Source organism: Streptomyces sp. AHA2, assembly GCF_036857595.1.
Lineage (GTDB): Bacteria > Actinomycetota > Actinomycetes > Streptomycetales > Streptomycetaceae > Streptomyces.
On record NZ_JAUQWJ010000006.1, the window covers coordinates 271,080 to 284,266 of the forward strand.

General features: G+C 71.7%; 12 protein-coding genes and 1 riboswitch. Of the genes, 3 read left to right on the forward strand and 9 right to left on the reverse strand.

Features of this window, described 5'->3' with window-relative positions; all coding sequences use genetic code 11:
* Nucleotides 1-110: 110 nt before the first annotated feature.
* Both Q5694_RS15650 and Q5694_RS15655 read right to left on the reverse strand, forming a co-directional pair.
* A complete protein-coding gene (locus Q5694_RS15650; protein ID WP_333933562.1) occupies nt 111-1,637 on the reverse strand; it encodes an MFS transporter in 1,527 nt (508 codons plus the stop codon).
* Nucleotides 1,638-1,690: 53 nt separating this feature from the next.
* Nucleotides 1,691-3,031 carry a DUF445 domain-containing protein gene (locus tag Q5694_RS15655; protein WP_443040880.1) on the reverse strand — a complete coding sequence of 447 codons (1,341 nt, stop codon included), beginning with the start codon at nt 3,029-3,031 and terminating at the stop codon, nt 1,691-1,693.
* A gap of 196 nt (nt 3,032-3,227) precedes the next feature.
* On the opposite strand from Q5694_RS15655, the gene Q5694_RS15660 reads away from it, so the two are divergent.
* Nucleotides 3,228-4,562 (forward strand): SGNH/GDSL hydrolase family protein, encoded by a 1,335-nt coding sequence (locus Q5694_RS15660; protein ID WP_333933564.1) that lies wholly within the window; start codon nt 3,228-3,230, stop codon nt 4,560-4,562.
* A gap of 113 nt (nt 4,563-4,675) precedes the next feature.
* Here the strand turns inward: Q5694_RS15660 and Q5694_RS15665 are convergent, their stop codons facing one another.
* Genes Q5694_RS15665 through Q5694_RS15680 form a run of 4 tightly spaced genes read right to left on the reverse strand, consistent with a single transcriptional unit; the run spans nt 4,676 to nt 8,058 of the window.
* Nucleotides 4,676-5,401: a DUF1707 SHOCT-like domain-containing protein gene (locus Q5694_RS15665; protein WP_333933565.1), complete on the reverse strand. Its 726-nt coding sequence runs from the start codon at nt 5,399-5,401 to the stop codon at nt 4,676-4,678.
* A gap of 33 nt (nt 5,402-5,434) precedes the next feature.
* Nucleotides 5,435-6,442, reverse strand: a complete 1,008-nt coding sequence (locus Q5694_RS15670; RefSeq protein WP_333933566.1) for an ABC transporter ATP-binding protein — start codon at nt 6,440-6,442, stop codon at nt 5,435-5,437.
* Between the two features lies 1 nt (nt 6,443).
* Entirely contained in the window at nt 6,444-7,265 is an 822-nt protein-coding gene (locus Q5694_RS15675) for an ABC transporter permease (protein WP_333933567.1), read from the reverse strand.
* Complete coding sequence (locus tag Q5694_RS15680; RefSeq protein ID WP_333933694.1) at nt 7,258-8,058, reverse strand: ABC transporter permease; 801 nt, start codon at nt 8,056-8,058, stop codon at nt 7,258-7,260. Before Q5694_RS15680 ends, Q5694_RS15675 begins: the two co-directional genes overlap by 8 nt.
* 502 nt (nt 8,059-8,560) lie before the next feature.
* Here Q5694_RS15680 and Q5694_RS15685 point away from each other — a divergent pair.
* A complete protein-coding gene (locus tag Q5694_RS15685) occupies nt 8,561-10,960 on the forward strand; it encodes a transglycosylase domain-containing protein (RefSeq protein WP_333933569.1) in 2,400 nt (799 codons plus the stop codon).
* A 249-nt stretch (nt 10,961-11,209) separates the two neighbouring features.
* Here Q5694_RS15685 and Q5694_RS15690 read toward each other — a convergent pair whose 3' ends face one another.
* From Q5694_RS15690 to Q5694_RS15700, 3 genes are all read right to left on the reverse strand, one after another.
* Nucleotides 11,210-11,530, reverse strand: a complete 321-nt coding sequence (locus tag Q5694_RS15690; protein ID WP_333933570.1) for a DMT family transporter — start codon at nt 11,528-11,530, stop codon at nt 11,210-11,212.
* A gap of 35 nt (nt 11,531-11,565) precedes the next feature.
* Nucleotides 11,566-11,635: riboswitch (guanidine-III (ykkC-III) riboswitch) on the reverse strand.
* A 57-nt stretch (nt 11,636-11,692) separates the two neighbouring features.
* A complete protein-coding gene (locus Q5694_RS15695; protein ID WP_333933571.1) occupies nt 11,693-12,049 on the reverse strand; it encodes a GroES family chaperonin in 357 nt (118 codons plus the stop codon).
* A 44-nt stretch (nt 12,050-12,093) separates the two neighbouring features.
* Nucleotides 12,094-12,423, reverse strand: coding sequence for a DUF3618 domain-containing protein (locus Q5694_RS15700; RefSeq protein WP_333933572.1), 330 nt, complete (start codon nt 12,421-12,423; stop codon nt 12,094-12,096).
* Between the two features lie 95 nt (nt 12,424-12,518).
* On the opposite strand from Q5694_RS15700, the gene bcp reads away from it, so the two are divergent.
* A complete protein-coding gene (gene bcp, locus Q5694_RS15705; RefSeq protein WP_333933573.1) occupies nt 12,519-12,986 on the forward strand; it encodes a thioredoxin-dependent thiol peroxidase in 468 nt (155 codons plus the stop codon).
* The last annotated feature ends 201 nt before the right edge of the window (nt 12,987-13,187 follow it).

The window sequence follows — 13,187 nt, forward strand, 5'->3', positions numbered from 1 at the left end:
TAGCGCAGTTCCGGCGTGCCGCTCACCGACCGCGAGGCCGGGGGCAAAGGAGGCCGAGGGCGGGGGCCGAAGACGCCCCCGCCCTCACGCTCGTGCCGTCGTCACCCGTCCTACGCCGTCGCCGGCTTGGAACCCGCCGCGCCCGGGCCGTCGGGGTCTCCCCCGCCCGCGCGCTTGACCTTGCCCGCCGCCGCGGTGAGCGGCTTGGCGATGTCCTCCAGGGAGCGCCGCTCCGCGTTGACGGCGAGGAACGCCGCCACCAGGCCCGCCAGGCACATCAGCGTCGCGCCGATGCTGAAGGCGAGGACGGTGTCCCCGACGACCCCGGTCTCCGTCAGCTCGGCGAACAGCAGCGGGCCGCTGATGCCGCCGGCCGCCGTGCCGATGGCGTAGAAGAAGGCGATGGACATGGCCCTGGTCTCCATCGGGAAGACCTCGGAGACCGTCAGGTAGGCGCTGGAGGCGCCGGCCGAGGCGAAGAAGAGGACCGCGCACCAGCAGGCCGTCATCGTGGCCGCGCTCAGCGAGCCCTGGTCGAAGAGCCAGGCCGTGCCGAACAGGAGCAGGCCGGACAGGAGGTAGGTGCCGGAGATCATGATGCGGCGGCCGACGGTGTCGAAGAGCTTGCCGAGGAGCAGCGGGCCGAAGAAGTTGCCCAGCGCGATGACGGCGAAGTAGTAGCCGGTGTTGCCGCTCGGGACGTCGAAGAACTTCGTCAGGATCGCGCCGAAGCCGAAGGTGATGGCGTTGTAGAGGAAGGCCTGGCCGATGAAGAGGGAGAAGCCGAGGATGGCCCGCTTGCGGTAGTCGGCGAAGACCGTGCGGCCGATCTCCAGGAAGGAGACGCTGCGCCGCTGGTGGATGGTGATCTCACCCTCCGCGGGCGGCAGCGGCTTGCCGCTCTCCCGTTCGATCTCCTGCTCGATGGAGGAGACGATGCGTTCCGCCTCGTCGTCGCGGCCGTGGATCATCAGCCACCGCGGACTCTCCGGGACGTGCCGCCGCACGAGGAGGATGACCAGGGCGAGGACCGCGCCGAGGGCGAAGGTCAGGCGCCAGCCGACGTTGGCCGCGAAGATGTCGGTGTCCAGGGCGACGATCGACAGCAGGGAACCGAAGACCGCGCCCAGCCAGAAGCTGCCGTTGATCATCAGGTCGACCCGGCCGCGGTACTCCTTGGGGATCAGCTCGTCGATCGCGGAGTTGATGGCCGCGTACTCGCCGCCGATGCCGAAGCCGGTGAGGAAGCGGAAGAGGAAGAACCACCAGGTGTCGAAGGAGATCGCGGTGAGGGCGGTGGCCGCCAGGTACACCGCGAGGGTGATCATGAAGAGTTTTTTACGCCCCCATTTGTCGGTCAGGCGGCCCCAGAACAGGGCTCCGATGCAGGCGCCCGCCACGTACAGGGCGGCCGCCAGGCCGGTGACCTCACCCGAGGTGATGGGCAGGCCGCTGCCCGGTTCGGACAGGCGGCTGGCGATGTTGCCGACGACGGTCACTTCCAGACCGTCGAGGATCCACACGGTGCCGAGACCGATGACGATGGTCCAGTGCCAGCGCGACCACGGGAGGCGGTCGAGGCGGGCGGGGATGCTGGTGGTCACGGTTCGGCCGGTCCCGGCCTGCGTGGTGGTCATGGGCTCCCTCCTCAGCGAGAAGAACGCTCTTCAAGTGCCCTGACCGGATTTCCTTACGCCCCGAGCGCGTGCGTCACCGTGTAGATCAGCAGGCCGGCCAGGGAGCCGACCACCGTGCCGTTGATGCGGATGAACTGCAGATCGCGGCCGATGTTGGCCTCGATCTTCCTGGTGGTGTGCTCGGCGTCCCAGCTCGCCACGGTGTCGGTGATCAGGGAGGTGATCTCGGTGCGGTAGGTGGTGACGACGTAGACCGCGGCGTCCTCCACCCACTTGTCGACCTTGTCCTGCACCTTGCGCTCGGCCGCCATGCGCGAGCCCAGCGACAGCAGGGAGGCCCGCACGCGCAGCCGCAGCTCGCTGCGCTCGTCCTCCGCGGCCGCGACGATCATGGACCGTACGGCCGTCCAGGCGCTGGCGATGAGGTCCTGGACCTCGCCGCGGCCGAGGACCTCGCCCTTGAGGCGCTCGACGCGGGCGCGGGTGTCGGTGTCGGACTGCAGGTCGGCGGCGAAGTCGCCGAGGAAGCGGTCCAGGGCGCCGCGGGCGGGGTGGGCCGGCATGTCGCGCATCTCGGTGACGAAGCGCAGCAGTTCCTTGTAGACGCGCTCGCCCACCTTCTTGTCGACGAACTTCGGGGTCCAGCCGGGGGCGCCGCCCTGCACGGCGTCCATCACCGAGTCGCCGTGCAGCACGAGCCAGTCGTGCGCACGGGTGACGATCAGGTCCACGACCCGTTTGTGGCCGCCGTCGGCGACGACCTTCTCCAGCATCTTGCCCAGGCCGGGCCCGATCTCCTGGGCGCCCGCCCGGCGGGTGATCGCCTCGCCGACGACGGCCTGGACGTCGGAGTCGCGCAGCACGGTCAGGGCGCCGCGCAGAGCCGCGGACAGCTCGGCGGTGACCCGGTCGGCGTTCTCCGGGACGGCGAGCCAGGCGCCGAGGCGGCTGCCGATGCCGACCGACCGCAGCCGCTGCCGCACGACGTCCTCGGAGAGGAAGTTCTCCCCCACGAACTCGCCCAGGGAGACGCCGAGCTGGTCCTTCTTCCTGGGGATGATCGCCGTGTGCGGGATGGGGATGCCGAGGGGGTGGCGGAAGAGCGCGGTGACGGCGAACCAGTCCGCGAGCGCACCGACCATGCCGGCCTCGGAGGCGGCGGCGACATAGCCCGCCCAGGCACCGGCGCCCGAGTTCTGGGCCCACTTGGCGAGCACGTAGACCACGGCGACGAAGAGCAGCAGCCCCGTGGCGGTGAGCTTCATCCGGCGTACGCCGCGCTGCTTGGCCTCGTCCGCCGGGCTGAAGGTCGTCATCGCGCGGTTCACCCCGGCGCCGGGGCGGGCATGCTGCCCTTCGACCTCGCCCGTTTGTTCGCTCTTCGTCCGATCCATCCGCTCCACCCGCTCGGTGATCCCGCACACACATTGTCCCTTCCTGACCGACTCCCGGAACGGAACAGGAGTTCCCGGCGTCTGTCGGAAGGGGACTTCGCCACGGGGCCCTGTGAGCTTCCCCCGGCCCATGACGCATCATGGGCACATCAGATCGGAGCCTTGGGCTCCCATCGCCCGAGGAGAACCGCACAGCATGACCCGAGGACGTGGTTACGCCCTCCTGGCCGTAGTCGTCGCAGCGATCATGGCCCTTTCCACCGCCCTGTACGTCGGCGTGGCGTCCGACGACGGCACCCGCGGCCGCAGCGCCCCCGGCGACGGCCGCGCCCCCCACAACTCCGCCGCACCCGCCTCCGCCGGCACCTGGGTCGCCACCTGGTCCACCTCTCCCTCCGCCGCCGAGCCCGGCACCGAGGTGACCGGCATGGCCGACCGTTCCGTGCGCAACGTCGTCCACACCAGCGTCGGCGGTACGAGTGCCCGCGTGACGCTGTCCAATCTCTACGGCCAGTCGCCGCTGACCATCACCCGGGCCTCGATCGCCCTGGCGGCCGGCAGCGGCACTCCGGCCGCCATCGGCGACACCATGCGGCAGCTGACCTTCAACGGCGGCCCGGCGGTCGTCGTGCCGCCCGGCCGGCAGGTGCTCAGCGACGCCGTGCGCCTCACCGTCCCGGCCGACAGCGACGTCCTGGTCACGACCTACACCCCGGCCGCGTCCGGCCCGGTGACCCACCACCGGCACGCCCGGCAGGTCTCCTACGCCGCCCCGGGGGACCACACCCGGGACGCCACCGGCGCGCCCTACACCGAGCGGACCGGCTCCTGGCGCTACCTGACCGCGCTGGACGTGCTCGGCAACGAGTCCGACGGCACGGTCGTCGCCCTCGGCGACTCGCTGACGGACGGCATCACCTCCACCGTCGGCGCCAACGCCCGGTGGACCGACGTCCTGTCCGACCGGCTGCGCGAGGAGATCGCGGCCGGGGCCGACGTGCCGCGCTACAGCGTCGTCAACCAGGGCATCAGCGGCAACCAGGTCCTCGCCGACGGCCGCGGCCGCCCGGCGGACAACCCCAGCGGCCTGAACCGCTTCCAGCGGGACGTGCTGGAGCGCACCAACGTCAAGGTCGTGGTCATCGACCTCGGCGTCAACGACATCCTGCGCAACCCCCGTCTCGCCGACCCGAACGCGATCCTGGGCGGCCTGCGCACGATGGTCGACCGGGCCCACGCACGCGGCGTGAAGGTCGTCGGCGCCACCCTGATGCCGTTCTACGGCCACCGCGGCTACACACCGGCCCGCGAGGCGGTACGGCAGAGCATCAACGCCGAGATCCGGGCCGGCCGCGTCTTCGACGCCGTGGCCGACTTCGACCAGGCGCTGCGCGACCCGTACGACCCGCGCCGGCTGCGGCCGGTGTACGACTCGGGCGACCACCTGCACCCCAGCGACCAGGGCTACGCGCGGATGGCGCAGTCCTTCGACCTGCGGACGCTGAAGGGCTCCGCGCCCGCGAAGCTGTAGGTCCGCCGCGCCCGCCCGTCCTCACGGGCGGGCGCTCACGCCCCGCGGGACCGGCACGCAGGCCCGGCACCGGCGCCCGAGCCGCGGGCGGCGCCGGCACCCCGTCCGGGGGCTCAGTGCTCCCAGTGGGAATCCCGGCGGCGGGAGGGGTCCAGCTCCTGCCGGCCCTCCTTGCGCTCCAGCTTCTCGCGCCGCCGCTCCTCGCGGATCCGCAGCTTCTCCGCCCGGGTCAGCTTGCGCTGCACCCCGACACCGCCCCAGAAGGCGAACCCGGTCACGATCACCCGCGGCGCCCCCGGCTCACCCGGCACGCCCTCCTCGCGGTGGTCGAAGCCGCCCATGACGCCGATGCCGCGGACCACGACCTCGACACCGGGCGGGACGATGACGTCCACACCGCCCATGACCGCGATCGCGTTGATCTCGACCTCGCGGTCGGCGAAGTTCGCCTCGCGCAGGTCGATCTCGCCGCCGCCCCAGAAGGCGAAGCAGGTGAACCGGCGGGGCACCGTCCAGCGGCCCTTGCGCTGGAAGCCGGACATCACGGCCACCGCCCACGTCGAGGAGCCCTCGCCGCCGACGATCCGGCCCTGCCAGCCGGGCCCGGCGGCCGGCTCCTTGTGCAGCGACACCACCGGCGCCGTGACGCCCGCGGCCGGCAGGTCCCGGGTGATCGGCGCCAGTTCGCCGTACGTCCGTGCCCGGTAGGTGGCGTCCAGCCGCTCCTCGAACTCCCCCATGTCCAGGCGGCCCTCGGCGAGGGCGTCCCGCAGGATGTCGGCCACCCGCTCGCGGTCGGCGTCGGAGGCGCGGAGGTCCGGCACAGCGTCGTCGGTCATACCCAGCAGCCTACGAGTTGCCCCTGCCGGGCACTACGTGGTCGCACGCTCCGGCCCGGGTTCCGGGGTGTTCCCCACCGCGTGCAGCATCTTCGCGATCACCGCCTCGATGTCCGGCTCGCGCACCGACAGGTCGACCAGCGGGTAGCGCGCGGCGATCCGGGCCACCAGCGGCGCCGCCGACTCCGCCGCCGGGAACGCCAGCCACTGCCGCGGCCCCTCCACCCGGACGACCCGGGCGGGCGCCGGCGCCTCGATGGGCGGCAGCTCCCGCTCCAGGTCCACGACCAGGGTCCGTTCGCTCTCCCCCGCCTCGTGCAGCCCGGTGAGCGGCCCGTCGTACATCAGCCGCCCGTGGTCGATGACCATGACCCGCTTGCACAACTGCTCGATGTCCTGCAGATCGTGCGTGGTCAGCAGCACCGTCGTCCCGCGCTCGGCGTTCAACTCCCGCAGGAACTCCCGCACCTTCGCCTTGGAGACCACGTCAAGACCGATGGTCGGCTCGTCCAGGTACAGCACTTCCGGGTCGTGCAGCAGCGCCGCCACGATGTCCCCGCGCATCCGCTGCCCCAGCGAGAGCTGCCGCACGGGCACGTCCAGCAGGCCGCCCAGGTCCAGGAGTTCGACCAGCCGGTCCAGGTTCTCCCGGTAACGGGCGTCCGGGATCCGGTACATGCGGTGCGTCAGCCGGTAGGAGTCGATCAACGGCAGGTCCCACCACAGCGTCGTACGCTGCCCGAACACCACCCCGATGCGGTGCGCGAGGCGGACGCGGTCCCGGGAGGGCTCGATGCCCGCCACCCGCACCCGGCCCGCGCCGGGCGTGAGGATGCCGGTCAGCATCTTGATCGTGGTGGACTTCCCGGCACCGTTCGGGCCGATGTAGCCGACCATCTCGCCGCGCTCCACCCGGAACGAGATCCCGTCGACGGCCCGCACCCGCCGCCGCTCCCGCTTCATGAAGCCGGTCTTCCGGCGCACCTCGAAGACCTTCTCGACATTGTCGAGCTCGATGAACCCGCTGTCAGGACCGGTCATCTCAACTCCCTGTACTCCGGTACGAGCGCAGCCCCGTCCGCCACGCCGTGCCCGCCAGCGCGCCGCACACCACCGCCACCAGCGGCGAGGCGTACACCGCCCATCCGGGCAGCTCGATCGGATACGGCCGGCCCAGCACATGGGCGGCGGGCACCCAGTTCACGAAGGCCAGCGGCACCATGAAGGTCACCCCGCGCACCAGGTCCTTGCCGAACACACCGGGCGGGTACTGCAGCAGCGTCGTCCCGCCGTAGGTGAAGGCGTTCTGCACCTCGGCGGCGTCCTGCGCGAAGATCTGGAAGGCCGCGCCCGCCACGAACACCGCCGAGAAGATCGCCGCACCGCTGACCACCATCACCGGCAGCAGCAGCACCTTCCCCGCCGTCCAGTCGACGTCCACCGCCGCCAGTGCCCAGCCCAGCACCACCGCGCCCTGGGTGATCCGGCCCAGCCGGCGCAGCGCGAACCGGTCCGCGCCGACCTGGGCGAGCACCGGCGCGGGACGCACCAGCAGCGTGTCGAAGGAACCGTCGCGCATGCGGGCGCCCACGGTCTCCGTCGAGCCGAGCAGCAGATCGGCGATCCCGAACGCCGTCGCCGACAGCCCGTACAGGAAGGCCACCTCGGGCAGCGACCAGCCGCCCAGCGAGTCCACCTGCGAGAACATCAGCAGGATCGCCACGAAGTCCAGGCCGGTCACCGCCAGGTTGCCGAACACCGTGACGGCGAAGGAGGCGCGGTAGGCCATGCTGGAGCGCACCCACATCCCGGCGATCAGCCGGTAGGCCCGCACCCCCTCGAACAGGGCGTTGCGCTCAGCCACCCTGCACCACCACCCGCCGGGTCGCGGCCGACTGCACCAGCCGGCCCGCCGCGAGCAGCGCCACCGCCCAGGCGGCCTGGAAGGCGAGCGCCCGCAGCGCACTCGTCTCCCCCATCAGCACGTCGGCCGGCATCTGGATCTGCGCCGCCCACGGCAGCACCCGCACGACCTCGCCGAAGGCGCCCGGGAACGCGTTCAGCGGCAGCACCATGCCCGAGAAGAAGATCCCCGTGACCATCAGGGCCTGGTTCACGCCCATGCCGTCCATCAGCCAGAACACGCTCAGCGCCGCCAGGTGGCGGATCGCGAAACTGACCACCGCCGCCAGCAGCAGCGTGACCGTGAAGGCCGCCCACGGGGTGACGTCCGTGGGCAGCGCCATCGGGAAGAACGCCGCACCGAACAGGAAGGGGATCACGCCCCGCCCCAGCATCTGGAACAGCGCCCGCCCCAGGTCCCCGGCCAGCCACCACAGCTGCAGATCGGCCGGGCGGTACAGGTCGACGGCGATCTCACCGGTGCGGATCCGCTCCATCAGGTCCCTCTCGGCACCGCCGCCCTGGATGGCGAGGGTCGCGTAGAGACACTGCCCCAGCCACACGTAGGTCACCGCCTGCGCCTGGTCGTACCCGCCGAGATGCGGCCTCTCGTCCCACAGCGCGAGATACGTGTGGACGAGGACGACACCGAAGACCGTGTTGGTGAACACCCCGGCCGCCGTCGCCGCCCGGTAGGTCGCGTACCGCCGGAAGCCGCCCGCCGCGACGGCCGCGTACAACCGCCACGAACCCACGTCCACCGCCCTCCTCGCCGCCCGGCACCGAAGCGCAGGAGCCTAGTGGCCGCACCCGGCGCCCGCCACGGGTTTACGCGACGGCCCGGGGCGCCCGCCGCGGGTTCACGCAGCGTCCGGGGCGCACGCGACGGCCCGCGCCGGGCCAGACGGTACGATCCGACACGTCCGCGCGGGCCGGGGCGCCCGTGGCCGGGCCGAGCGGTGCGGCAGCGGAGCCGGCCGGAGCGGGGCGCACGACCCGTCCCACCGTCGGCCGTGCCCCCTTCGGGGGACCCCGCGCGAGCAGGACGGTGACGAACAGGCGCAGGCGGGCGGCGGGGCCACCCTCCGCCCGCCTGCGCCTCCGCCCGCGCACCACCGGACCGGCCACCCGCCCCACGACACGGCCCTCGATCAGGGAACTGATCGCCGGATGCGACAGTCTTCATCACAGGGGCGCAAGAGCGAGCAGAGACGTACGGGAACGACGTACGACGCGAAACAGGAGTCCGTGCACGACATGAGTGACGAGCCTCAGCAGCCGAGTCAGGGCTGGGCACCGCGAGAGCCGCAGGCGGACGCCGGCGGCGACCCGGGCACGCCCGAGGGCCAGGCCGCCGGCAAGCGGAAGCGGACCGGATGGCGCCGGCTGCTCCCGACCTGGCGCATGACCCTGGGCGCCTTCCTCGTCGCGGCCCTGCTGCTCATCGGCGCCTTCTTCGTGGGCTACTCGCTGGTGAAGATCCCCCCGGCCAACGCGCTCGCCACGAAGCAGGCCAACGTCTACCTCTACGCGGACGGCTCCGTGATCGCCCGCGACGGCGAGGTCAACCGGGAGAACGTCACCCTCGCGCAGATCTCCGAGGACGCCCAGCACGCCATCCTCGCCGCCGAGGACCGCGACTTCTACTCCGAGTCCGCCGTCGACCCCAAGGCCATGGTCCGCGCCGCCTGGAACACCGCCCTCGGCAAGGGCAAGCAGTCCGGCTCCACCATCACCCAGCAGTACGTGAAGAACTACTACCTGCGCCAGGAACAGACCGTCACGCGCAAGGCCAAGGAGTTCTTCATCGCGATCAAGCTGGACCGCGAGGTCAGCAAGGACCACATCCTCGAGGGCTACCTCAACACCAGCTTCTTCGGCCGCAACGCCTACGGCATCCAGGCCGCCGCCCAGGCCTACTACGGCATGGACGCCAAGGACCTCGACCCTGCCCGGGCCGCCTACCTCGCCGCGCTCGTCAACGCCCCCAGCCAGTACGACGTGGTCGCCCACCCCGAGAACCGCAAGGCCGCCGAGGCCCGCTGGAACTACGTCCTGGACGGCATGGTCACCAAGGGCTGGCTCAGCGAGTCCGAGCGCACCGGCATGAAGTTCCCGGTGCCGAAGGAGTCCACCCTGTCCACCGGCATGTCCGGGCAGCGCGGCTACATCGTCCGGATCGTCAAGGACTACCTCGTCCAGAACAAGATCGTCGACGAGAGCAGGCTGGACGCCGGCGGCTACCGCATCACCACCACCCTGCAGAAGCCCAAGCAGGACGCCTTCGTGAAGGCCGTCGACGACAAGCTCATGAGCAAGCTCGACAAGAAGAACAACAAGGTCGACCGCTACGTGCGCGCCGGCGGCGCCGCCGTCGACCCCAAGACCGGCAAGGTCGTGGCGATGTACAACGGCATCGACTACGTCAAGCAGTACACCCCCAACGCCACCCGCCGCGACTTCCAGGTCGGCTCCACCTTCAAGCCGTTCGTGTTCACCGCGGCCGTCGAGAACGACTCCCGCACGCAGGACGGCCGCGCGATCACCCCCAACACCGTCTACGACGGCACCAACCAGCGCCCCGTCCAGGGCTGGACCGGCCAGCCGTACGCCCCCGAGAACGAGGACCAGGTGTCCTACGGCGACATCACCGTCACCGAGGCCACCGACAAGTCCGTCAACTCGGTGTACGCGCAGATGGCCGCCGACGTCGGCCCCCAGAAGGTCAAGCAGACCGCCATCGACCTCGGCATCCCCGAGACCACCCCCGACCTCGCCGACGGCCCCGCCATCGCCCTCGGCACGGCCACCGCCAGCGTCCTGGACATGGCCGAGGCCTACGCGACCCTCGCCAACCACGGCCGCCACGGCACCTACACCGTCGTCGAGAAGGTCACCAAGGAAGGCGCCCCGGTCGACCTGCCCGACCGGCGCACCCGCCAGGCCGTCAGCCGCGAGGCCGCCGACACCACCACCAAGGTCCTGCAGAGCGTCGTCCAGAACGGCACGGCCTCCGCCGCCCAGGCCACCGGCCGCCCCGTCGCCGGCAAGACCGGCACCGCCGAGAACGACAAGGCCGCCTGGTTCGCCGGCTACACCCCGGACCTCGCCGTCGTGGTCTCCGTCATGGGCCAGGACCCCGTCACGGCCGCTCAGAAGCCGCTGTACGGCGCCCTCGGCCTGCCCCGCATCAACGGCGGCGGACCGCCCGCCGAGATCTGGGCCCAGTTCACCCGCGACGCCCTCAAGGGCAAGCCGGTCAAGGCCTTCGACCTCGACCTCCAGCCCGGCTCCGACGTCACCGAGATCCCCCGCTCCACGGCCCCCTCCGGCCCGGCCACCGGCGACACCGACGAGAGCGGCACCACCGGCGGCGAGGACGAGGGCGGCCGGACGCCCGAGCAGAGCCCGAGCGCCCCCGCGGGGCAGACGCAGGGCCAGACCGGCGGCACCACCGACGGCACCACCGGAGGCGAGTCCCCCACCGGCGGCGGCACCGCGGACGGCGGCACCGGCGACGGCGGGGCGACCGGGGGCGACGCCGGCACCACCGAAGGCGGCGCGACCGGCGGTGACGAACCGGGCGACGGCGGCGCCACCGGCGGCCCGACCGGCCCCGGCTGGGGCGTGGTCCCGCAGACCGTCCGCCGCGACTAGGTGTATTGACCCGCGGGTTGTTCACGCGGCTGATGGGTGGCTGGCCGCCGAGTGCGGTGTGGCAGCGGTGGTGGGTGTAGGTGTGGCGAGAGCACGTGCATGGCGTCGCGAGGCAGGAGGGAATCGTCAGACAGGCCCTCGGAGCCTGCCGTCCGGATCGGGTAACAGGAGAGTGACCGTGCCGCTCGGTGACGCGTCCGCGGCGTGAGCCGAACGACAGGCCTTCAGGCCGCCGCCCCTACGGACAGGTCAGTGACCGGAGGTCGCCTTCAGCCCCACCACGGCGACCAGCAGCAGACACACGAAGAAGATCCGGGCGGCGGTCGCCGGCTCCCCGAGCACCGCCATGCCGAACACCGCCGCCCCGGCCGCGCCGATCCCCACCCACACGCCGTAGGCGGTACCGATGGGCAGGGTCTTGGCAGCCTGCGACAGCAGCAGCATGCTGACGACGATCCCGGCGCCGGTGAGCACACTCGGAACCGGACGGGTGAAGCCGTCGGTGTACTTCATGCCGACGGACCACGCCACCTCGAGCAGACCGGCGACGACGAGCAGAACCCAGGCCATGACGGGCACCTTCCGGGGAACGGGCTGACGGTGTCGGTGCGTCGTCTTTGCCTTGATCCCGGTACGGCGCGTCTCGTCGGGGGTCCTCCCACGCTAGCAAACCGCGTGCCGAAGGGGCCGGTGACCCTGGTCACCGGCCCCTTCACGCTCCTGCCGGCAGGCCTACAGGTACAGGCCCGTCGAGTCCTCCGACCCCTCGAACCGGTCCGCGGCCACGGCGTGCAGGTCGCGCTCGCGCATCAGCACGTACGCGATGCCCCGCACCTCCACCTCGGCCCGGTCCTCCGGGTCGAACAGGACCCGGTCACCCGGCTCCACCGTCCGTACGTTCTGCCCCACCGCGACGACCTCGGCCCAGGCCAGCCGCCGGCCGACCGCCGCCGTGGCGGGGATCAGGATGCCGCCACCGGAACGCCGCTCGCCCTCGCCGGTCTCCTGCCGCACGAGTACGCGGTCGTGCAGCATCCGGATGGGCAGCTTGTCCGGATGGGTGCTGTGCTCGTTTCTGTTGGCGCTCACGCCCTGAAACCTACCTGTCCTCCCGGCCCGCGTCGGCAGTCGGGTCAGCCCTTGCGACGCCGTGTACCCAGCGCGAGCAGCCCCACCACACCGACCACGACGAGCGCGACGGGCACGACCCGCTCCAGGCGGGGCGCCCCGTCCTCGTCCACGAAGCGGGACCGCACGTCGGTGACGGCCTTGTTGACCCCCACGTAGGCCCGCCCCAGGGTGTGGTCGATGTTCGACGCGACCTTGGCCTTGGCATCCCCGACGATCGTCTTCGGGTGCACCCGCACCCCGATCTCGTCGAGGGTCTCTGCCAGGGTCGCGCGGCGGCGCCTGATGTCCGCCTCGATCTGCGCCGGGGTCCTGGTGTCCGCCGTGTCCGCCACCGTGTCGCCTCCGAAGTCGGTATGAAGCCTGTGCCGGACAGTCTGTCAGCTCCACGGCCCGGCGCATCGTCAGGACCCCCGGTTACCCTGGTCCGATGAGCGAGCGACTCCAGCCGGGGGACGTGGCCCCTGCCTTCACCCTTCCCGACGCCGACGGCACCGAGGTGTCCCTGTCGGACCTCGAGGGCCGCAAGGTCATCGTCTACTTCTACCCGGCCGCCCTCACGCCCGGCTGCACGAAGCAGGCGTGCGACTTCACGGACAACCTGGAGCTGCTGGCCGGCGCGGGCTACGACGTCATCGGCATCTCCCCCGACAAGCCGGAGAAGCTGGCGAAGTTCCGCGACAAGGAGTCCCTGAAGATCACGCTCCTCGCCGACCCGGACAAGAAGGTCCTGGAGTCCTACGGCGCGTTCGGCGAGAAGAAGCTGTACGGCAAGACGGTCGTCGGCGTCATCCGCTCCACGGTGATCGTGGACGAGGAGGGCAAGGTCGAGCGGGCCCTGTACAACGTCAAGGCGACGGGCCACGTCGCCAAGATCATCAAGGACCTGGGCCTCTGACACCCCCGCCCCTCCCGAGAGCGGCTCGCACCGGCGACACCCCGGTCCGAGCCGCTCCGCGTTTCCCGCGTGACCGTCCGACAGTCGGTTCGCCGCTCCGTACGAGCCACGAACGGGTGGTCCAGCGGGGAGGGTCGTAAGACGGGGACGACCGCGTACCCCCGGGAGCGGCTGGAGGAGGCGGCCCGGGGAGCACGGACG

What these genes read in the sequence shown, in the direction of transcription:
- bcp (WP_333933573.1), top strand. Translation starts at nt 12,519, where the DNA reads ATGAGCGAGCGACTCCAGCCGGGGGACGTGGCCCCTGCCTTCACCCTT.
- Q5694_RS15670 (WP_333933566.1), bottom strand. Translation starts at nt 6,442, where the DNA reads ATGACCGGTCCTGACAGCGGGTTCATCGAGCTCGACAATGTCGAGAAG.
- Q5694_RS15655 (WP_443040880.1), bottom strand. Translation starts at nt 3,031, where the DNA reads ATGGATCGGACGAAGAGCGAACAAACGGGCGAGGTCGAAGGGCAGCAT.
- Q5694_RS15685 (WP_333933569.1), top strand. Translation starts at nt 8,561, where the DNA reads ATGAGTGACGAGCCTCAGCAGCCGAGTCAGGGCTGGGCACCGCGAGAG.
- Q5694_RS15660 (WP_333933564.1), top strand. Translation starts at nt 3,228, where the DNA reads ATGACCCGAGGACGTGGTTACGCCCTCCTGGCCGTAGTCGTCGCAGCG.
- Q5694_RS15650 (WP_333933562.1), bottom strand. Translation starts at nt 1,637, where the DNA reads ATGACCACCACGCAGGCCGGGACCGGCCGAACCGTGACCACCAGCATC.
- Q5694_RS15690 (WP_333933570.1), bottom strand. Translation starts at nt 11,530, where the DNA reads ATGGCCTGGGTTCTGCTCGTCGTCGCCGGTCTGCTCGAGGTGGCGTGG.
- Q5694_RS15665 (WP_333933565.1), bottom strand. Translation starts at nt 5,401, where the DNA reads ATGACCGACGACGCTGTGCCGGACCTCCGCGCCTCCGACGCCGACCGC.